18 protein-coding genes are annotated in these 20746 nt (G+C 40.7%); 9 read left to right on the forward strand and 9 right to left on the reverse strand.

The genetic code is table 11. From position 1 onward, the window contains the following. Positions 1 to 7: 7 nt before the first annotated feature. The 4 genes from murD to POD11_RS16255 all read right to left on the reverse strand — a co-directional run bounded on the left by murD (position 8) and on the right by POD11_RS16255 (position 3900). The gene (gene murD / locus POD11_RS16240) at positions 8 to 1354 is read right to left on the reverse strand and encodes a UDP-N-acetylmuramoyl-L-alanine--D-glutamate ligase (protein WP_262457930.1); all 1347 of its coding nucleotides are present in this window, start codon (positions 1352 to 1354) and stop codon (positions 8 to 10) included. Between the two features lie 160 nt (positions 1355 to 1514). Next, complete coding sequence (locus tag POD11_RS16245; RefSeq protein WP_239968132.1) at positions 1515 to 1766, reverse strand: DUF6587 family protein; 252 nt, start codon at positions 1764 to 1766, stop codon at positions 1515 to 1517. Between the two features lie 20 nt (positions 1767 to 1786). Then, positions 1787 to 3640 carry a ferrous iron transporter B gene (gene feoB, locus POD11_RS16250; RefSeq protein ID WP_239968130.1) on the reverse strand — a complete coding sequence of 618 codons (1854 nt, stop codon included), beginning with the start codon at positions 3638 to 3640 and terminating at the stop codon, positions 1787 to 1789. Further along, positions 3637 to 3900 carry a FeoA family protein gene (locus tag POD11_RS16255; protein ID WP_001991212.1) on the reverse strand — a complete coding sequence of 88 codons (264 nt, stop codon included), beginning with the start codon at positions 3898 to 3900 and terminating at the stop codon, positions 3637 to 3639. Before POD11_RS16255 ends, feoB begins: the two co-directional genes overlap by 4 nt. A gap of 143 nt (positions 3901 to 4043) precedes the next feature. Here POD11_RS16255 and xerD point away from each other — a divergent pair, with 143 nt between their 5' ends. The 4 genes from xerD (at position 4044) to thrC (ending at position 8663) form a co-directional block, all read left to right on the forward strand. Further along, positions 4044 to 4964: a site-specific tyrosine recombinase XerD gene (gene xerD / locus POD11_RS16260; RefSeq protein WP_262457933.1), complete on the forward strand. Its 921-nt coding sequence runs from the start codon at positions 4044 to 4046 to the stop codon at positions 4962 to 4964. Between the two features lie 146 nt (positions 4965 to 5110). After that, on the forward strand, positions 5111 to 5923 hold the full coding sequence (locus POD11_RS16265; protein WP_016142447.1) for a DsbC family protein: 813 nt from the start codon (positions 5111 to 5113) through the stop codon (positions 5921 to 5923). A gap of 244 nt (positions 5924 to 6167) precedes the next feature. Next, positions 6168 to 7469 carry a homoserine dehydrogenase gene (locus tag POD11_RS16270; protein WP_016142448.1) on the forward strand — a complete coding sequence of 434 codons (1302 nt, stop codon included), beginning with the start codon at positions 6168 to 6170 and terminating at the stop codon, positions 7467 to 7469. 54 nt (positions 7470 to 7523) lie between these two features. Then, on the forward strand, positions 7524 to 8663 hold the full coding sequence (gene thrC, locus POD11_RS16275) for a threonine synthase (protein WP_016142449.1): 1140 nt from the start codon (positions 7524 to 7526) through the stop codon (positions 8661 to 8663). Between the two features lie 106 nt (positions 8664 to 8769). Here the strand turns inward: thrC and pbpG are convergent, their stop codons facing one another. Further along, on the reverse strand, positions 8770 to 9816 hold the full coding sequence (pbpG, locus tag POD11_RS16280; RefSeq protein WP_262457935.1) for a D-alanyl-D-alanine endopeptidase PBP7/8: 1047 nt from the start codon (positions 9814 to 9816) through the stop codon (positions 8770 to 8772). 212 nt (positions 9817 to 10028) lie between these two features. Here pbpG and gacA point away from each other — a divergent pair, with 212 nt between their 5' ends. Genes gacA through POD11_RS16295 form a run of 3 tightly spaced genes read left to right on the forward strand, consistent with a single transcriptional unit; the run spans position 10029 to position 13683 of the window. Continuing rightward, positions 10029 to 10664: a response regulator transcription factor GacA gene (gene gacA, locus POD11_RS16285; protein WP_002121174.1), complete on the forward strand. Its 636-nt coding sequence runs from the start codon at positions 10029 to 10031 to the stop codon at positions 10662 to 10664. Positions 10665 to 10674: 10 nt separating this feature from the next. Next, entirely contained in the window at positions 10675 to 12243 is a 1569-nt protein-coding gene (locus tag POD11_RS16290) for a sensor histidine kinase (RefSeq protein ID WP_262457937.1), read from the forward strand. A gap of 24 nt (positions 12244 to 12267) precedes the next feature. Next, positions 12268 to 13683 (forward strand): sigma-54-dependent transcriptional regulator, encoded by a 1416-nt coding sequence (locus POD11_RS16295; RefSeq protein WP_262457939.1) that lies wholly within the window; start codon positions 12268 to 12270, stop codon positions 13681 to 13683. Between the two features lie 3 nt (positions 13684 to 13686). Here POD11_RS16295 and POD11_RS16300 read toward each other — a convergent pair whose 3' ends face one another. From POD11_RS16300 to lptF, 4 genes are all read right to left on the reverse strand, one after another. Then, positions 13687 to 14871: a S41 family peptidase gene (locus POD11_RS16300; RefSeq protein ID WP_016142453.1), complete on the reverse strand. Its 1185-nt coding sequence runs from the start codon at positions 14869 to 14871 to the stop codon at positions 13687 to 13689. 15 nt (positions 14872 to 14886) lie between these two features. Then, the gene (gpmI, locus tag POD11_RS16305; RefSeq protein ID WP_262457942.1) at positions 14887 to 16434 is read right to left on the reverse strand and encodes a 2,3-bisphosphoglycerate-independent phosphoglycerate mutase; all 1548 of its coding nucleotides are present in this window, start codon (positions 16432 to 16434) and stop codon (positions 14887 to 14889) included. Between the two features lie 126 nt (positions 16435 to 16560). Next, positions 16561 to 17631, reverse strand: a complete 1071-nt coding sequence (gene lptG, locus POD11_RS16310; RefSeq protein WP_239975909.1) for an LPS export ABC transporter permease LptG — start codon at positions 17629 to 17631, stop codon at positions 16561 to 16563. Further along, a complete protein-coding gene (lptF, locus tag POD11_RS16315; protein WP_002121169.1) occupies positions 17631 to 18731 on the reverse strand; it encodes an LPS export ABC transporter permease LptF in 1101 nt (366 codons plus the stop codon). The genes lptG and lptF overlap by 1 nt, the downstream gene beginning before the upstream one ends. A 143-nt stretch (positions 18732 to 18874) precedes the next feature. On the opposite strand from lptF, the gene POD11_RS16320 reads away from it, so the two are divergent. Both POD11_RS16320 and POD11_RS16325 read left to right on the forward strand, forming a co-directional pair. Beyond that, complete coding sequence (locus tag POD11_RS16320) at positions 18875 to 20323, forward strand: leucyl aminopeptidase (protein ID WP_262457944.1); 1449 nt, start codon at positions 18875 to 18877, stop codon at positions 20321 to 20323. Continuing rightward, positions 20316 to 20723, forward strand: coding sequence for a DNA polymerase III subunit chi (locus tag POD11_RS16325; protein WP_239968122.1), 408 nt, complete (start codon positions 20316 to 20318; stop codon positions 20721 to 20723). Before POD11_RS16320 ends, POD11_RS16325 begins: the two co-directional genes overlap by 8 nt. Positions 20724 to 20746: the final 23 nt, after the last annotated feature.

Raw genomic sequence — 20746 nt, forward strand, 5'->3', positions numbered from 1 at the left:
GTTTTCTTTAAACCAACGAATTGACGCAGGCAACAAACTGCTGACCACGATCATTATAACTTTTAAACATATCAAAACTTGCACATGCTGGTGATAACAACACCACATCTTCAGCTTGCGTTTCACGTTGACACAGCTCTACAGCTTCTTTAAGCGTTGCTGCATGTAAAATTTTAGTTGCGCCTTGAATAGCCTGTTCGATGACAGGTGCATCCTCACCAATCAATACCACAACTTTGGCATATTTTTCGATAGAAGAACGTAATGGAGCAAAATCTTGACCTTTACCTTGTCCACCTAAAATCAAGGCAACCTTACCCTTTTTAACCTCAATTGCAGCGCCTAAACCATCAATCGCTGCAAGCGTAGCACCCACGTTGGTGCCTTTAGAGTCATTGTAATAGCGTACATCATGCACAGTCTTTACATATTCACAGCGGTGCTCTAATCCTTTAAATTGTTTTAAAGTCTCAAGCATCGATTCCATAGGCAGACCAATTGCTTCACCTAAAGCTAAACAAGCTAAAGCATTGGCTACGTTGTGCATGCCTTGAATATATAAATCCGAGCTTTTAATTAAACGCTGTAAACCACGCGCAAGCCAAAGGGTGCCATCGCCATCTCTTAAAACACCATATTGATTTAAATCTGGTGCATTTAAACCAAAGCTTTGCATTGGTGTCGTATCTGGAACAAGAGGTCGGCTTAAAACATCATCACGGTTAAATACTACTTTTTTAACACCTTGGAAAATACGGTGTTTTGCTTGATGATAACCCAACATATTACCGTGGCGATCTAAATGGTCTTCACTCATATTTAGAACCACAGCAACTTCAGCATTTAAATGAGATGTGGTTTCCAACTGAAAACTTGATAATTCAAGCACAAGCAGTTCAGGTTGATCTTTTAATAAATCTAGAGCCGGGCGCCCAAGATTGCCACCCACAGCAACTTTCTTACCTGCATCTTTAGCCATTAAGCCAATTAAGGTCGTTACTGTACTTTTCGCATTAGAGCCAGTGATCGCAACAATAGGCACATCAGTTGCACGGCGTAATAATTGAATATCCCCTACTACCGATATCCCCTGAGCAATAGCTGCCTGAATTTCTGGTAATTGTGGTGCAAGGCCTGGGCTTAAAATAATTTCTTCTGCTTGTAATAATAATTCTTGATCAAGTTGACCAAAACTTGTCTTTACTCCTGCCGGAATCTGATCATACCCCGGCGGCGTGGGGCGAGAGTCTGTTACTGCAACTTGGTAGCCTTGTTCATGCAAGAAATTTACAGCCGAAACGCCTGAGATTCCCAAGCCTGCGACAACTTTTAACCCACCACGTTGTATTAACATTTTTGCCCCACAATTTATCAATCGACAGAATGGCAAAAATGTTAGCACTTTGCTGTTTTGAATGCTTTTTCAGTTTGAACTTTATTCATCTTTTTTTGTGTCAGTGCGTAAAAAAGCCATCAATATGATGGCTTTTTAAACGAAACAAGAAATAGTGAATTTACTGCCATTTAATCGGCTTAATTTCTTGAACTGTATTGGTAGGTTTATCTTCACTTGAACAGCCACAGCCACCAGCACAACCAAAGGTCATTTTTGGTTTAAGCCATTTTGCCAAAGTTGTCCAACCCTGCTTTTCGCAAAATATAGAGAGTGAAGAAAATACTGAATTTGCTGTTTTTGGAAATACTTTCTTAAAAACAACGACAGCACTCCAAATCACTAATACCGCAATGATCAGATATTGAACCATATACAAGCTCCTTTCTTGCCTTAACCCCAATAATGGGAAGCAATTTGATAGGTAACAAACGATGCCAAATAAGCTAAACCAAACAGATATGCAGTCATAGCTGCAACATGTTTCCATGAACCTGTTTCACGGCGTACCGTTGCTAATGTTGCCAAACAATGTGGAGCATAAATGAACCACACTAAAAGCGATAAACCTGTTGCCAAAGACCAACCTGATCCATCTGCACTAATCAGGTGTGACAAACCTTGTGCCACTGCATCATCACTTGTTGCAGATAACGCATACACCGTACCTAATGCAGCCACCACAACTTCACGGGCTGCCATCGCAGGAATTAACGCAATACAGATTTGCCAGTTAAAACCAATTGGAGCAAATAAAGGCTGGATAAGATGCCCAAGCATACCCGCAAAACTATAATCTATAGCAGGTAATGTCGCCCCTTCCGGTGGTTGTGGGAAAGTACACAAAAACCATAGCAAAATAGAGAGCGCAAAAATAATTCCACCGACACGCTTCAAGAAGATCTTTGCACGATCCAACAAACCGATTCCCACACTTTTTAAATCAGGGAAACGATAACTTGGCAGCTCTAGCAATAAAGCATGTTGAGACTTATCTTTTTGGAAGAATTTCATTAAAAATGAAACACAAAGCGCACTCACAATACCAGCCATATACAGGCCGAAAAGTACCAGACCTTGGAGGTTAAAAATACCCCAGACCATTTTCTCTGGAATAAATGCAGCAATCAGCAAGGCATATACAGGTAAACGTGCTGAACAGGTCATTAACGGCGCAACCATAATGGTCGTAAAGCGATCACGAGGGTCACTAATACTCCGCGTTGCCATAATTCCCGGTACTGCACAGGCGAAGCTTGAAAGTAAAGGAATGAAGGCACGGCCGCTTAAACCAGCTTGAAACATTAATTTATCAAGCAAAAATGCTGCGCGAGGTAAATAACCTGATTCTTCTAATACTAAAATGAAGAAGAATAAGATCAAAATTTGTGGCAAGAACACCACTACACCACCAGCACCCGCGATAATGCCGTCAACCACCAAACTATGCAGTAGCGGCTGGGTAATCACACTTCCTATGACTTCACCAAGCCAACCAAAGAAGCCTTCAATGCCATCCATGAATGGAGCTGCCCAAGCAAAAACTGCTTGGAACACAATAAACATCATGAGGGCAAGACTAAGTAGGCCTAAAACTGGATGTAAGAAAATGCGATCTAGAAAATCAGTACGCTTATCTTCCTGATCAACATAATGAACCACATCTTTAAAAATCATATCGATTTTTTGATGATGCGTCCCAGTTAAACCACTAAGTTCAGTCTGTGGGACACTGTATTTTTCTTGATCAAGGGCATGTAATAAATTTTCAATACCTGCATTACGGACAGCAACTGTTTCGACAACGGGTACGCCCAAACGCTGGGACAGCTTTTGAGTATTAATTTGGATGCCACGACGACGCGCTTCATCCATCATATTCAGTACTAGTAAAATCGGACGACCTAGCTCGATCATTTCGAGCACGAGGCCTAAATGCAATTTTAAGTTAGTGGCATCAACTACACATAAAAAGGCATCTTGCTGACCTTCTTCGGCAATTTTACCCAAGCAAACGTCACGGGTAATGGCTTCATCAGGACTGGTCGCATTAAGACTATAGGTCCCTGGCAAATCGAGTACACGTACTGCTCGACCTGAAGGCAACTGAAAATGACCAACCTTACGCTCGACTGTTACGCCCGCATAGTTCGCAACTTTTTGTCGAGTTCCAGTTAAATGGTTAAAGAGAGAGGTTTTACCACAGTTTGGGTTTCCCACAAGGGCAATACGTAACGCATCACTCATGCGGGTACTCCTTCTTCTACTTGAATTTCAATTTTTTCCGCTTCTGCTTTACGTAAAGCGAAGCGAGTAAAGCCAATTTGGATCAAGATCGGATCACCACCAAAAACACCCTTGGTAATCACTTCCACTCGTGTGCCCGGTACAAAGCCCAGACTTTCCAAACGAATTGCGACCAAATCTTGCTGCTCGGACTCTACTTCTATCCGATTCACTTTGGTGATGGTCGCCGCTTGCTTCACTTTTAAAGCTGATAAACGCACCGCATCCGATCCTAAACCTTTTTTTCTAGTATACATATAAATGAGAATAATTACCAAATAAGGTTAAATTTCACTTCTTATTCAGTTTAATCGACAAACCTTAAAGTTTCTTTTACAGTACAGAGGTTTAGAGGATCTAGTGTATGTTGAATAAAAAACCGCGTATTCCAAGCCCTGTTCAAATTCCTGAACATTTAAGCTTTTTACAAGGTTTTCGCGACTATCTTGTTGCTCAGACGGTAAGTCCACATACACGTAATGCTTATTTATCCGACCTTATCCAATGCAGCGAACTTCATAAAAAAACAGCTCTTCCAGAGTGGACAAGTGATGATATTGCAGATGTTTTGATTGAGTTGACCAAAGTCGGAAGAAGCCCGCGTTCGATTGCCCGCTGCTTATCTGCCTTACGCCAGTTTTACAAATTTTTACGTGAACAGAAATTAAGAAGTGATAATCCTGTAGCAACCCACCATTCTCCAAAAATTGGCAGAGCTTTACCCAAAGACCTATCAGAAGAAGATGTAGAAGCACTCATTCAGGCTCCTGACATAAATACGGCACTCGGTTTACGTGACCGAGCAATGTTTGAAGTACTTTATGCCTGCGGTTTACGTGTTTCTGAACTACTTAACTTACGCCTAGAACTCATTAATTTAAAACAAGGCTACTTACGAATTACCGGTAAAGGCAATAAAGAACGTTTGGTACCGTTAGGACAGTTTGCGTGTGAATGGGTAGAACGTTATTTGCATAATGCTCGGCCTCAACTCTACAAAAGCTCAACGGATTATCTTTTTTTGACTCAACATGGCGGAATTATGAGCCGTCAGAACTTTTGGTACGCCATTAAACGGTACGCTCTACAAGCCAATATTCAAGCTGAACTTTCGCCTCACACCTTACGTCACGCCTTTGCAACGCACTTGCTCAATCACGGTGCGGACCTACGCGTAGTACAAATGTTACTAGGTCATAGCGACTTATCAACGACTCAAATTTATACCCATGTGGCACAAGTAAGAATGCAACAATTGCATGAAAAACATCACCCTAGAGGTTAAAAAATTTAAAACTTATTATTTGAAATACGCCTAACAATCACTTGATTTCGTTCACAAAGGTTAAGAAAGTTTTAACAATACACGCTAGATTTTTTGTTATGCTTAGCAGCTTCTGACTATAAATACTGATGAAATAAGGGTTATCTATGTCTTTTACCCGATCTCAACTTTTTCTTGCCTGTGCGTTGGCTTCTAGCCTGTTATTCAGTGCTTGTTCTAAAGAAAACAAACCACAAAAAGAAGATGCGCTCACTGCGACCGCACCTGCTACAGGGGAAGCTTCAACCATTATTGAACGCAATGCGAAACAGCGTTTAATTGAGACTTTGCAAAAACAATTTAAGAATGCAAACATCAACGTCAAAATTTTAGATATCAAGCCAACTGAAGTTCCTAATCTATATTGGGTAAATCTCGAAGGCATGACATCGGTTTATACAACGAGTGATGGAAAATATTTAGTTCAAGGTGATGTGATTCGTTTAGGCGGTAAAGAACTTCACAATATTGGTGATAGCCTCCAAGCATCGGAAAATAAAAAGCACCTGGCGGCTTTAAAAAATGAAGATTTGATTGTCTACCCTGCAAAAGGTAAGGCGAAACATGTGATTTATGTGTTTACCGATGCAAGTTGCCCTTATTGCCATAAGCTACATGAGCATATACCTGAAATTAATGAGAAAGGCATTGAGGTTCGGTACATTGCTTGGCCACGTGGCGAACAGTTTATGCCGACCATGGAAGCAGTATGGTGTAGTACAGACCGTAAAGCTGCCTTCAACCAAGCCGTACAAGGCATTGCTATTCCGCCTGCACAATGTAAAAACCCTGTTCGAGAACAATATCAACTTGGTTTAAACATGGGTGTAAATGGAACACCAGCAATTTACAATGTGGATGGTGAGTACCTAGGTGGCTACCTAACACCGGATGAATTAATTAAACGTCTGGATAAATAACACCCTTTAAGTTGATGAATGATTAATCATCTACCCCTTAAGAAAAGCGCTGCCATTATTGCAGCGCTTTGTTTTTTAAATAATTAATGTTTAATCGACCTCTGTTTAAAGACTGATCTACTCTTCTTTTCCAAACATCGCAATCTAATTCATTGAACAAGCACTAAAAGCGCTAGAGTCTGGCGTTTTTTTTAGCTATGATCTAGCTTCAACTAAATGATTAAATGATGATATGGAGTGTGACGTGAAACCAGTTCGCCTGGCAATACTCGGTTTAGGAACCGTAGGTGGAGGAGCCCTTAAACTACTACAAGAAAATGCCGCTGAAATTAAACGTCGCACCGGTCGAGAAATTCAAATTACCCACGTTGGAACACGTCGCCCTCGTCCAGATCTCGAACTGGAAGGGATTAAACAAAGCGCAGATTTACTTGATATCGTTCGTCAACCCGATGTAGATGTCGTTGTAGAAGTCATGGGTGGTATCCATCCTGCTTACGAAATTATCATGGAAGCGATCAAACACGGCAAACAAGTCGTGACTGCCAATAAAGCTTTACTCGCTGAACATGGCAATGAATTATTTAAAGCTGCCGAAGACAATGCTGTACAAATTGCTTATGAAGCAGCGGTTGCTGGCGGTATTCCAATTATTAAAGTGATCCGTGAAGGCCTTGCTGCAAACCATATCGAATGGTTGGCTGGCATTATTAATGGTACAGGTAACTTTATTCTGACTGAAATGCGCGAGAAAGGTCGTGCATTTGATGATGTATTAAAAGAAGCTCAAGAACTCGGGTATGCAGAAGCAGACCCAACTTTTGACGTTGAAGGTATTGATGCTGCGCATAAACTTACAATTTTAGCGTCTTGTGCGTTTGGTATTCCTCTTCAGTTTGATAAGGTTTATACCGAAGGTATCAGCAAAATCACTGCACAAGATGTGAAATATGCCGAAGATCTTGGTTTCCGCATTAAACATCTTGGTATTGCACGTCGTGCTGAAAAAGGTATTGAGTTACGTGTTCACCCAACACTTATTCCGGATGAACAACTTATTGCGAATGTAAACGGCGTTAAAAATGCTGTTTTAGTTCAAGCCAATGCCGTAGGTCCAACACTCTATTACGGCGCGGGTGCAGGTGCAGGTCCAACAGCTTCTGCGGTTGTTGCAGACGTTATTGATATTGTTCGTGACATCTCTTATACCGAAGATGGTGCAGGAACAATTCCTCAGTTGGCTTTTGAAGCATTAACAAACGTGCCAATTTTAAGCCGTGAAGAAATGACTACAGGTTATTACATCCGCTTAAATGCAGAAGACCAAACTGGCGTACTTGCAGATGTGACGACCATCTTAAGTCGCGCTGGAATTAGTATTGATGCGATCATGCAACAATCTCGTTTAAAAGACCTTATTCCAATCGTGATTCTGACCGATCCAATCGTTGAATCTAAAATGGATGATGCTCTTGCACAAATCCAAGCATTACCTGCAATTCGTGGCGAAATCGTAAGAATTCGTTTAGAATCGCTCGATAGTTAATCAGGTTGAGGGAAAGATTCCCTCTCCCGCTTCACCTCTAATTGGAACACCATCATGTCTAATGCCAATCGTTATACTGGTCTTGTAGATCGTTATCGTGACCGTTTGCCAGTTTCGGCAACTACTCGTGCTATCTCTTTGGGTGAAGGCAACACCCCACTCATTAAACTTGAGAATATTCCACGTATTATTGGCAAAGATGTTGAAATTTATGTGAAATATGAGGGTTTAAACCCAACTGGTTCATTTAAAGACCGTGGTATGACCATGGCTGTAACCAAAGCGGTTGAAGAAGGCTCTAAAGCGATTATCTGTGCCTCTACTGGTAACACTTCTGCTGCTGCTGCTGCCTATGCTGCACGTGCAGGTATCAAAGCATTTGTTTTGATTCCAGAAGGCAAAATTGCGATGGGTAAAATGGCACAAGCGATGATGTATGGTGCGATCACTATGCAAATTCGTGGCAACTTCGATGATGGTATGCGTCTTGTAAAAGAAGTCGCTGACCAAGCGCCTGTAACGATTGTAAACTCAATCAACCCTTACCGTTTGCAAGGTCAAAAAACCATTGCTTATGAAATCGTTGAAGCTCTAGGCCGTGCACCTGATTATCACTGCTTACCTGTAGGTAACGCAGGCAACATTACAGCTCATTGGATGGGTTATACCGAAGCAGTAGCAAACCAACCTGCTGATCAGTTTGAACAAGTTGTTTACGATGCTTCTACTGATCAATTCACTGGTCCAAAACCTGAAGGTTTACCAACAATGGTAGGTTATCAAGCTTCTGGTGCTGCTCCATTCTTACGTGGTGCTCCAGTTGAAAGCCCTGAAACTGTTGCAACTGCAATCCGTATTGGTAACCCACAAAGCTGGAACCATGCAAAAGCTGTAGTACGTGACTCTAAGGGCTGGTTTGATGAACTTCAAGACAGCGAAATTTTAGAAGCTCAACGCTTACTTTCTATGTATGAAGGCGTATTTGTTGAGCCTGCATCTGCGGCTTCTATTGGTGGTGCGATTCGCGATATTAAAGCGGGTAAGATCGCCGAAGGTTCTGTCATTGTATGTACAGTAACAGGTAATGGCTTAAAAGACCCTGATACTGCAATCAAACAATGTGCTGATGCAGTTATGTTGTCAATTGATGCAACAATGGATCAAGTAAAAGATTCGATTTTATCTAATATGTAAGATCTGATTTTTCAAAAACGGCTGTTCAACACAGCCGTTTTTTTATGTCTTTTTTATAGCCATAAAAAAACGCTTCTTGATAGAAGCGTTTTCTTGAATATTTAAATTAAATACGTTTTGGTAAATTGCTCAACCAGCCAAGCAAGTTAGTTGCATCGTTATTACGTGCCTGTGTACTTGGTTCACCCAGTAATACAATCACTGCCGGACGTGAGTTTACAGTGGTATGCATCACAACACAGCGACCTGCTTCATTAATATAACCAGTTTTAGACAAGTTAATATTCCAACCACCATTACGCACTAGCGCATTAGTATTGTTAGATTTCAACACGCGATAACCTAAGTTAAAGTCATAAGTCGGTGTTGTTGAGAATTGACGGATCAAACCATATTGAGAAGCTGTACTTGCCAAAATCCCTAAGTCACGCGCAGAAGACACATTACGTGGATCTAAACCAGTTGACTCGTAATAGTGAGTTGCATTCATGCCTAAAGCACGTGCTTTAGAGTTCATTGCAGCTACGAATGCTGGACGACCACCCGGATAGGTACGTGCTAAAGCTGCCGCTGCTGGGTTTTCAGATTTCATTAGAGCAAATAGAAGAACTTCTGCACGGTTCATCTTATCGCCAACACGGAGTGTTGAACTTGAATTCTTACCACCTGCACCAGCAAAATCAATTTGCTCAAGTGTAATTTCTTCAGACATGTTTAAACGAGCATCTGCCGTTACAACTGCTGTCATCAATTTAGTAATAGATGCAATTGGCACTGAAGCGTTGGTATTTTTACTGTAGAGCACTTCACCAGTTTGCGCATCCATCACAAGTGCAGCTCGAGCGCTTACACTTGGCTGGGCATTGTAACCAGTCGTATCACGGATTGGAGCAATCTTCGGTGCAGATGCTACAATTTTCGGTGCACTACCACCACGCAATGTTGTGGTTACCGATGTTGAACCTTGCGGAGTAGGTTCATCATCTTCATCATTTAAAAATTGGCTAGCGTCGGCTGAAGACCAATTTAAGCTTGCAGTACCACTACTCCCTGAGGACGGGTTATTGACGAGTTCTGCAAAGCTTGTTGAACTCAAACCAAGCAAAATAGACATGCTTAGCACATGCATTAAAGACTTTTTAGAATTTTTCACGGCACAATACTCGACTCAGGGTGATACACATTTGCGCTTACTATAATTATGCCTTACATTTGAGGTATAAGGTATAACGCTTTTACCGACACAATTGTGCACAACTATTCGCTCACTATATAAGAATAGGATTGCTAATTTTGTCATTCCATTGCAAGCTAATTTTGCTTTATGTAACAAAAAACTTGTTTTTTGAAAGAAAGGAGGTCTTCTTGATTACAGTTTTAGTTGTGGATGACCATGAACTTGTACGTACGGGCATTTGCCGTATGTTAGAAGATCATGCCGATGTAGAGGTCATTGGACAAGCCGAATCGGGTGAAGAAGCAATTGCTATTGTTCGTCAGAAACATCCTCAAGTTGTGCTACTTGATGTCAATATGCCTGGCATCGGGGGCGTAGAAACAACTCGCCGTTTACTGCAAACTGCACCAGATACAAAAGTGATTGCAGTCAGTGGTTTAGCAGAAGAACCTTACCCTTCTCTTTTGCTTAAAGCAGGAGCTAAAGGCTACATCACCAAAGGTGCTCCAATTACAGAAATGGTTCGAGCAATTAATAAAGTGATGCAAGGTGGCAAATACTTCAGTGCCGATATTGCTGAGCAATTAGCGAGCTCATATTTATCCGATACTCAGCAATCACCTTTTGATTCTCTTTCTGAACGTGAAATGCAAGTCGCAATGATGGTTGTAAATTGTATTAGCGCTCAAGAAATTGCTGACAAACTTTTTGTAAGTGTTAAAACAGTAAATACTTACCGTTACCGTATTTTTGAAAAGCTAGCCATTGATAGTGATGTTAAATTAACTCACCTTGCGATTCGTTACGGTCTGATCAAACCTTAATCAGACTTACATGCAATTTCCCATAAACTCATCCTTGTCCCATACGATTTTTCGTTTGGGCACGTGGTATGGTTTATATCGCCTTATTATTGCGGTTAGCCTGAATATTATTTTGGTTTTAACCGATGCTCAAATCGACACTAGTCTACAACAACCCGCTTTATATTCTTACACACTACTCGGCTATTCAATCTTAAGCCTTCTTCAACTTTTATGCTTTAAGTTTGTTGCTACTCAGGCAACACGCCAGCTTGTTTTATTTTTTATAGTTGATGTTATTTGCCTGAGTTTACTTACATTTTCTTTAGGGGAACCAAATCTACAACTCAGCTTGCTCTATGTTATTGCTATATTTACCTCAGCAATTTTACTTAGCGCAAGAATGTCTTTGCTCATTACATTACTTGCGGTTATTGCTGTTATCTACCAACGCTTTGTTGGCAGTTTATTTGACTACAATAATTTAAATACGATTGGTAATAGCGCTTTATTGGCATTCTTATTTTTTGTAGTACACGGCATCGGGCAAATTGCGGTCCAGCGCTTTAAGTTACTTGAGGCGCTGACTTTCCACCAATCAATAGAACTCTATCAACTACAAAATATTAACCGCTATATTTTGGAACAAATTGAAGAAGGTTATTTAGTTCTAGATGAAAACTACGACATTGTTTTAAGTAACCCAGCAGCATGTTCACTTTTAGGGATTCCACCTCAATTTGCCAGTGAAAAATACCCCCTAGCTAAATGGCATGCTGACTTATTTGAAATTCTTAAGTTTGATAACCTAAAAGAAGGTGATCGGTTTATTTTTGAGTCTCGGCTTTCGGCCTACTCTATTAATATTAAAGTGCAGCATCTTTTAGTACCACAACAAGCATTGACACTACTTATCTTACAAGATGCACAGCAGATTAATCAGCAAGCTCAACAACTCAAACTTGCCGCTTTAGGGCAACTCTCAGCAAGTATTGCACATGAAATCCGCAATCCTCTTGCAGCAATTGTGCAAGCAAATGAACTGCTTAAAGATAGTGATATTGAACAGCAAAATACTTTAAGCAATATGATTGGCAAGCAAACCAAACGCATCGATAGTATTGTTCAAGATACATTAGGACTTGCCCGTGGTGAAGGAACCTACCCTATCCAGATTGAATTAAACGACTTCATAAAAACGTTATTAGATGAAGATCTATCTGATGTTAAACATACCATCCAGCTTAAAATTTCTGACTCATCCTTAAAACTCTTATTTGATGAAAAACAGCTCAGACAAGTGCTGATTAATCTTGTTAGGAATGCTTTACGACATAATGCACCCGACTCACCGCATATCTTGATCAATATTCATTCACAAACAAATAAAATTTATATTGATGTGATCGATTACGGTGAAGGGGTTTCAAAACGTGATATATCTCAATTATTTAAACCATTTTTTAGTACCGAAATTAATGGAACTGGTTTAGGATTATATTTGTCTCATAGTTTTTGTGAGGCAAACCATGCAAAGCTCACTTATGTAGAGCAAAAACAAGGGGCATGCTTCCGAATAGCGTGCCCAATAATATATTGATTTTTTTATTAGGTTTTTGGGGAAATGGCAGAACAGCAACCACTCGTTTTGCTTGTAGACGATGAGGAAGATTTGTGCCTTTTAATGCAAATGACTCTTGCACGAATGGGGATTAAGACACATCTTGCTTATCGGGTTGAACAGGCCAAACAACTCTTTACTCAGTTTCATTACGATGCATGCTTGACCGATTTAAATCTACCCGACGGTAGTGGATTAGAATTGGTTAAACATGTTTCTCAAACTTACCCGCACACACCCATCGCAGTTTTAACCGCATACGGCAATATGGATATTGCAATTGCTGCATTAAAAGCGGGAGCTTTTGATTTTGTTAGTAAACCGATTAACCAAATTCATTTAGATCAGCTATTAAAAAAAGCGCTTAACCAGCCAAAACCAGAGCATGAATTTAGTGAAACAACTTTAGAAAATGACCTACTAATCGGGCGTTCACCCCCTATACAAAACTTACGGACAGCTATTAAAAAAATAGCTCGCTCTCAAGCTCCTGTGTTTGTTACAGGTGAGTCCGGTACAGGTAAAGAAGTTGTTGCTAATTTGATTCACCGTTTAAGCAACCGTAGCGAAGGGCCATTTATTGCAATTAACTGCGGAGCAATCCCAACTGAGCTCATGGAAAGTGAACTTTTCGGGCATAAAAAAGGTAGTTTTACTGGTGCGACGCAAGACAAACAAGGACTGATTTTATCGGCACACGGCGGCAGTTTATTTTTAGATGAAATTGCCGAATTGCCGTTAACTATGCAGGTTAAATTGCTGCGGGCTGTGCAAGAGAAAAAGATACGCCCTGTAGGTTCCGATCAGGAAATTGATGTTGATTTTCGAGTAATTAGTGCCAGCCATCAAGACTTGGATTTATTGGTTCAACAAGGTAAATTCCGGCAGGACTTATTCTTCCGTATCCATGTTATGGATATTATGTTGCCACCATTACGTGAACGTGGTGAAGACATTCTGCTCTTGGCCACTCATTTTATTCAAAAGGTTTGTTCGGAATGGGGAATTCCAGGCAAACAATTAACGGCGAGTGCTGAAACCTACTTATTGCAGCAAGACTTCCCGGGTAATGTTCGTGAATTAAGAAATATGATTGAACGAGCTATTACTTTAAGTGATGATGAGTGCATTGATTTGACACACTTAGCACCTCCTCTTAGAGGCAGTAGTGTGAGCCCGCCAATCGTAATGCAACAACTAGATCAAACACCAACTGTTCAGACGACTCATCCAAAATTTCCAATGGAAGGTTTAGAACGTTATTTAGAAAATATCGAAAAAGATATTTTATTGAATGCGCTAAACATGACGCATTGGAATCGGACTTTAGCAGCTAAAAAGTTAGGAATGACATTCCGTTCTTTGCGCTATCGACTCAAAAAGTTTGGCTTAGATACCGAAATGGGAGAGGAAGTATAAAAGTTACTTCCTCTTTAAGAATAAATCTGCAACGCGCTCTAAATATACGTCTTCTTTCATTTCTGCGGGTAATGGATAGGTCTGGTTAGGCTGAATACCCTGCCCTTCAATCATATTGCCATTGGGCGTGTAGTAGTGTGAAACGGTCATCTGTAGAGCTGCTCCACTTGGTAAAGGAAATAGCTTTTGCACTACACCTTTTCCATAACTTTTTTCACCCATCACCCAAGCACGCTGGTGTTCTTTCATGGCCGCAGTAAAAACTTCTGCTGCCGATGCAGAGCGGTGATTAATTAATATACCTAGTTTTATATTCTGAAATTCATTGCCAGGTAGTGCCTGAAATTGCTGGTTACCTTCCGAACGACTTTTGGTTGAAACAATAATTCCGTTATTTAAAAATAAATCTGCCGACTCAACTGCTGCCGATAACAACCCACCCGGATTGTTTCGCAAATCGATTAAAACAGCCTTTAAACGTGGAGAGTTATTTTCTTCAATTAATCTTTTAATTTCATTAGCAGTGTCTTGCTGAAATACTCTAATTTTGAGTACGAGCACCTGATTATGTAACATTACAGGTTCTATATCGGTTTCTATTTTTTTATTACGGACTAAGTTAATGTTTCCATTTAACTCTTCTGCTTGTACTTGAAGTGTACTTCCAATAGAGCCATAAAGTAGACCGAGCACCTGATCTTGGTTTAAATTTTTTAAATCTTGGTTATCAATCTTGAGAATCGTCTGACCATTTCTCAAACCTAATTTATAGGAGTCTGAGCCTGTTTTAAGATCACGAATTATCCATTTACGAACATGAGATTCAGGACTTAATGCAAAATCAACTGACGCAAGATCACCTTCAGTGTATTGAATCAATTGACGATATTCTTCTGCCGACAAATAACGCGAATAACGATCTAACCCACTCACTAACCCTTTTATGGCTTGCTGAAATAAGGCGTCATCGGACTTCACGTCAACATAGTTATCTCGAACAATTCCATAGATTTGCACAAACTGTTGAATCGACTCAATCGGCACCTCTGCATAGCTATGCTCTGGCTCTTCCGAATCAGAGTGCAAAGGTGACAATTTTTCTTTTACAACTGGCGCTGCAAAAGCAAATTGGCTGCAACACAGCAACATACTTACAATAAGTTTTTTATATTTAATGTGTTGCAGCATCCAACCACCTATAACTTATGCAGATAGTGTAATCAGATTACGCCCTTGCATTTCAGCAGGAACAGGAATCTGCATTAAATTGAGAATTGTTGGTGCTACGTCTGCAAGCACACCACCTTCTGCAATTGTTGCTTGTGTTGGGCCAACATAGATAAACGGCACAAGCTCGGTTGTATGTTGAGTATGCACTTGCCCACTTTCGTAATCTTGCATTTGTTCAACGTTACCATGGTCAGCAGTAATGAGCATATGGCCTTTTTTCGCCATAACTGCTTCATAGACACGACCTAAACAAGTATCTACCGCTTCAACTGCTTTAACTGCAGCATCGAACACACCTGTATGACCGACCATGTCACCATTTGCATAGTTCACAACCAATAAGTCGTATTCACCCGAATTAATCGCTTTAACCAACTCATCAGTGACTTCATAAGCACTCATTTCAGGCTTAAGGTCATATGTCGCAACGTTTGGAGATGGAATTAAAATCCGTTTTTCACCCGGATATTCATCTTCACGGCCACCACTAAAGAAGAATGTTACATGCGCATACTTTTCAGTTTCGGCAATACGTAACTGGGTTTTACCTAAAGAAGATAAATACTCACCCAATGAATTTTTGAGGGCTTCTGGCATATATGCAACTGGTGCATCAATGCTTGCCTGATAACGCGTTAACATCACAAATTTAGAAAGGTTTGGTACAACTTTACGTTCAAAACCAGCAAAGTCTTTTTCTACAAATGCGCGAGTAATTTCACGAGCTCGGTCAGCACGGAAATTCATAAATACAACGCTATCACCGTCTTGAACTTTAGCGATATCACCAATACGAGTCGCTTTTACAAACTCATCATTTTCATTGGCTGCATAAGCTAGCTCTAACCCTTCAACTGCGGTTTGTGCAGTACGAAGTGCTTCACCTTCGGTTAATAAGCGATAAGCTTGCTCAACGCGATCCCAACGGTTGTCACGGTCCATTGCAAAGTAGCGACCAATCATAGTTGCAATACGGCCTTGGCCTGAATATTGAGCAAATAACGCATCTAATTTTTCTAAAGATGGTTGAGCACTGCGTGGAGGTGTATCACGACCATCAAGGAAAGCGTGTAAGTAAACTTTTGCACCGCGTTTTAATGCAAGTTCACACATCGCCACAATATGATCTTCATGGGAATGGACGCCACCTTCTGAAAGTAGTCCCATAATATGGACAGCGCCACCAGCAGCTTTGGCTTTTTCAACAGCATCGATCAAAACTTCATGTTTAAAGAAATCACCAGTACGGATATCTTTAGTAATACGGGTAAAGTCTTGATATAACACGCGGCCAGCGCCAAGATTCATATGGCCGACTTCAGAATTCCCCATTTGACCATCAGGTAATCCAACATCTTCACCTGAACCAGAAATTAGACTATTCGGATGCTTGGCTTTCATTGCCGCCAAATTTGGTGTTTTTGCTGCAAGAAAAGCATTATCTTCAATCGCTTCACGGTGTCCAACACCATCCATAATGACCAGAACGTGAGGGATCTTGCCAGCAGTTGCATCCGTCATAATCAATTTCTCTTTTGTCTAGAATTTCGTCACAATATCTTACCGAATTTTCGGTCAAGACTCTATTTATTCCTATGGCTTTCACCAATACCCGTGATTGATGAAAACCATAAATCTCAATTATTACTAGCGAGCGCGGTAAAGCAAATAACTTCCGGCACCAAACATTAATAAGATAGGTACAAGTACGAACCATGCTGGAGATGGAGAATAAACCAAGCTCGCATAGCCCAAGAAGTCCTGCAAATAATAGAAACTCAAACCAATAAACAATGCGATCACCAAACGGAAACCCATCGATTGTTGGCGTAATGGTCCAAAAATAAAAGAACACGCTACGAGTACTAATGCGATGAGTGAAAATGGCGAAGCAACTTTTTGCCAGAAAGCCAATTGATAAGTCTTTGGTACCTGACTATATTCATCCATATAACGCATAAAGCTAATCAGTTGGCTTGGTGATAGATCTTCAGGATCTAAAGTCACCATATGCACATATTTAGGCTGTAATGCTAAAGCAAGCGATTGTTCTTCATGGTCAGTTTTGATGGCATTTCCTGCCGCCAAAATGTCCATTTGTTCAGCTTTTTTCAAAGCCCATTGACCATTTTTAATAAACTGTCCTTGCTGAGCATTAATTAATGATTGCAAGTAATAGTTCTGGTCAAAGTCGACCACTTGAATATCTCTTAAATTACCCTGAGAGTTAGCATAGTCGATATAGATAAATCGCTGCCCTTCACGTGACCAATAACCTTTAACTTCACCTAAAGCAGCTACAGAGCGATGGCTTTTAACACTTTGTGCTTTTTCATTGGTATAAGGAATAACCCATTCACTCAAAGCAAATGACAAAATAATAAGCAGTAAAGCTGAGCGCATCACCCAACCGACAATACGCCACAAACTAATGCCCACTGAACGCATGACGATGAGTTCACTACTCGTTGCTAATGAACCCAGACCAATCACAGCACCAATTAAGGCAGAAATAGGTAAAATTTCATATAGATAACGAGGAGCTCCCCACAAAACATAGACGAGAGCTTGCCATGCGTTATAGCCTGGTTTGAGCTCACCCAGCTCGCCAAGATACGTAAATAAGACCTGTAGAATGGACAAAACAACTGTGGTGCCAAACATCGCAAGCGCAGTGGTTTTCGTCACATATTTGGCGACTATTCGACGTGCTAACATTATAATTTCACTCGCTTGATCTGTTTCTTGATTTTTGGTCCCAACTTCTGCTTACGTGAGAATAAGGCAGCTGCAACGCCGTAAACAACTAACACGGCAGGATAAGCCCAAATATCGAGTTCTTCTTTACTGATACGAGTCTTGATTGCAATCATTAATACGATCAGACTGGAAAAAATAAAAATCGCCGGAATAAGACGGTAATAACGGCCTTGTCGTGGGCTCACCTCAGACAATGCCACTGATAGCATTAACGCAATAACAATGGTGAATGGCCCAAATAAACGCCATCCCAACTCACTTCTAATGACTGGATCATTCGTTTTTGAAAACAGTTTTGTTGTTGATAGTGCTTCTACATCGCCACTCTCAAACTTAACATCTTTGTCATTTTCTAAACGTAGACGATAAGACTGAAACTCTGCTTGTGTATATTTTGGTTGTCCCGGGAATATTTCATAGCGACGACCTTGTACCAGATCGACGACATTGGCAGTGTCATTGGCAACTTCTACACGAGTCGCTTCTTTTGCCAAAATCATGACATCTGGCTTATCTTCTTTAGCAGCGCGCTGATAAAAGAAAATGTCCTTCAAATTCTTTCGATCTTCTGACAATGAACCTGCATAGATCGTATATGGCCCAGAAGAAATAAACTCTCTTGGTCGAACCAAATCGAAACCTGTCCGAACAGCTTGTGTGGTGGTCAGCTTTTCAAACTCACGTAGTCCCCATGGCGTCATCCAGAGCATAAGCACAGACTGAAACACCATATAAACAAGTGTCATTGGAATGAGTAATCGCGCTAATTGATGACGACTTACACCACTACCATTTAATACAGCCATTTCATGGTCAACATATAAACGACCAAACACCAACATTAAACCAATGAAAAAACCCAGTGGTAAAATGAGTGTAAGAAACTCAGGTAATCGATATCCAATGATGCTAAACAAGATACTGGCATCTAAACGCCCCTGCGCCGCCACACCAAAGTATTTGATCAGACGACCACCCATCATGATTAAGGTCAATAAGGAAATGACCACCAATGAGGTAGAGACAACTTGCTTGACGAGATAACGCCGAATAATCAAAGTAATACTTCCAAAAGGCTAATCGGGACGAGTGCTAGTTTACCCGAATGTTAAAAATATAAAACCGCACATTGCAACGCTATGCTTGAAAGTGTTTCAATGTTTTAATCCATCATAACTTTCTATAGGCAATCACGGCAGCCATGAAATTTACAACTTATACAACTTTTCCCGAACAGACATCTAATGAATCTTTGTGGGTTTTAGTTGATTCAGAACAGCTACAAAGCAATATCAACACATATCAAATCAATAACCTAGAAAGCGTTCTTACTGCCACCCAATTTAAAGGCAACTTCAACGAAACTCTGCCTTTATTTGGTCAGATTTCAAATCAACCTCATAGCCAATTACTTGGCTTAGGAAAAACAGCTGAACTTCAGGCCGTTAAGCTTGCTAAACTTGCCCAAACCATTATCAAATCGACACAAAATAAATTTAAGCATATCGCGATTGATATTGCTGCGTTACCTGTCGAATACCATTATTTATTTGCTTTAAGCTTAACTCAAGCAGCTTATGGTTATGATGAGTTTAAATCGAAAAAAAATGAATTTGTGTTACAACAGGTTGATTTAATTAGTTCAACGACTAGCCTTGATGAAAAGCAACTGGCTTTAGTGCATGCGGTACAGTCTGGTCAGTCTTATGCACGTGACCTTGGAAACCGTCCAGGTAACATTTGTTTCCCTGAATATTTGGCAGAACAAGCGTTAGCTTTAGCTGCAGAATTCCCTGATTTACTCAAAGTAACTGTCTTAAATGAGCAACAAATGGCTGATTTAGGCATGTATGCTTTTCTTGCAGTCAGCAAAGGTTCTGAACGTCCGGGCCGTATTGTAACTCTCGAATACCAAGCTGGAATCGACCAAGCTCCTGTTGTACTTGTTGGTAAAGGCGTTACTTTTGATACAGGCGGCATTTCATTAAAACCGGGCCTCGGCATGGATGAAATGAAGTTCGATATGTGTGGTGCAGCCTCTGTACTAGGTACTATTCGTGCCCTATGCGAAGCAAAACTTCCGATTCATGTCGTTGGCGCGATTGCAGCCGCAGAAAACATGCCTTCTGGCAAGGCAACTCGTCCGGGCGATATCGTGACAACCATGAGCGGCCAAACTGTTGAAATCTTAAATACCGATGCCGAAGGCCGTTTGGTACTGTGTGACACATTGACCTATATCAAACGCTTCAATCCAGCAGTGGTGGTCGATATTGCAACCTTAACAGGTGCATGTGTAGTCGCTTTAGGTAAAGTGCTCAGTGGTTTGTTCTCACCAGATGATGCTTTAGCAGATGAACTCCAACAAGCGGGTGAGCAATCATTTGACCGTGTATGGCGTATGCCAGTCATTGAAGATTATCAAGAATTACTTGATTCACCATTTGCGGATATTGCAAACATTGGCGGTCCATACGGCGGTGCGATTACGGCAGCATGTTTCCTTGAACGCTTTACACGTGAGTATCGTTGGGCTCATTTAGATGTAGCAGGAACAGCATGGTTATCTGGCCCAGCTAAGGGCGCAACAGGGCGTCCAGTACCATTACTCATGCAATTTTTAGCGAATCGTGTAAATACGAATGGCTAAAGTTAGTTTTTATCTGTTTGAAACCAGTGAAGAACGGCAAGTCGATAGTGCTTGCCGTTTATGCCGAAAGATTTTACAGAAGCATTCTAAAATCTGGTGGTATTGCCCAGATGTGCAGCTACAACAGACTCTTGATGAAAGATTATGGGATTTCGACCCTGTCAGTTTTATTACGCATGGGGTTGATCAAGCTGAGGCTGCTGTATGTATTTCGGCTAAACAACCACTTGAACAAGGCTGGTTAGTATTTAATTTTAACAATCATGCACTTGAACAAGTTGAGCATTTTAGCCACATTATAGAAATTGTTGAAAATAATGAAACAGCCAAGCAAATTGGGCGAGAAAAATTTAAAATGTATCGTCGTTTAGGTATAGAACCGCGGACCTTTAAATTATAACGCGCTAAAATGTAAATACTGTT

The sequence above is a fragment of the Acinetobacter sp. P1(2023) genome, assembly GCF_028367635.1.
Taxonomy (GTDB): domain Bacteria; phylum Pseudomonadota; class Gammaproteobacteria; order Pseudomonadales; family Moraxellaceae; genus Acinetobacter; species Acinetobacter pittii_E.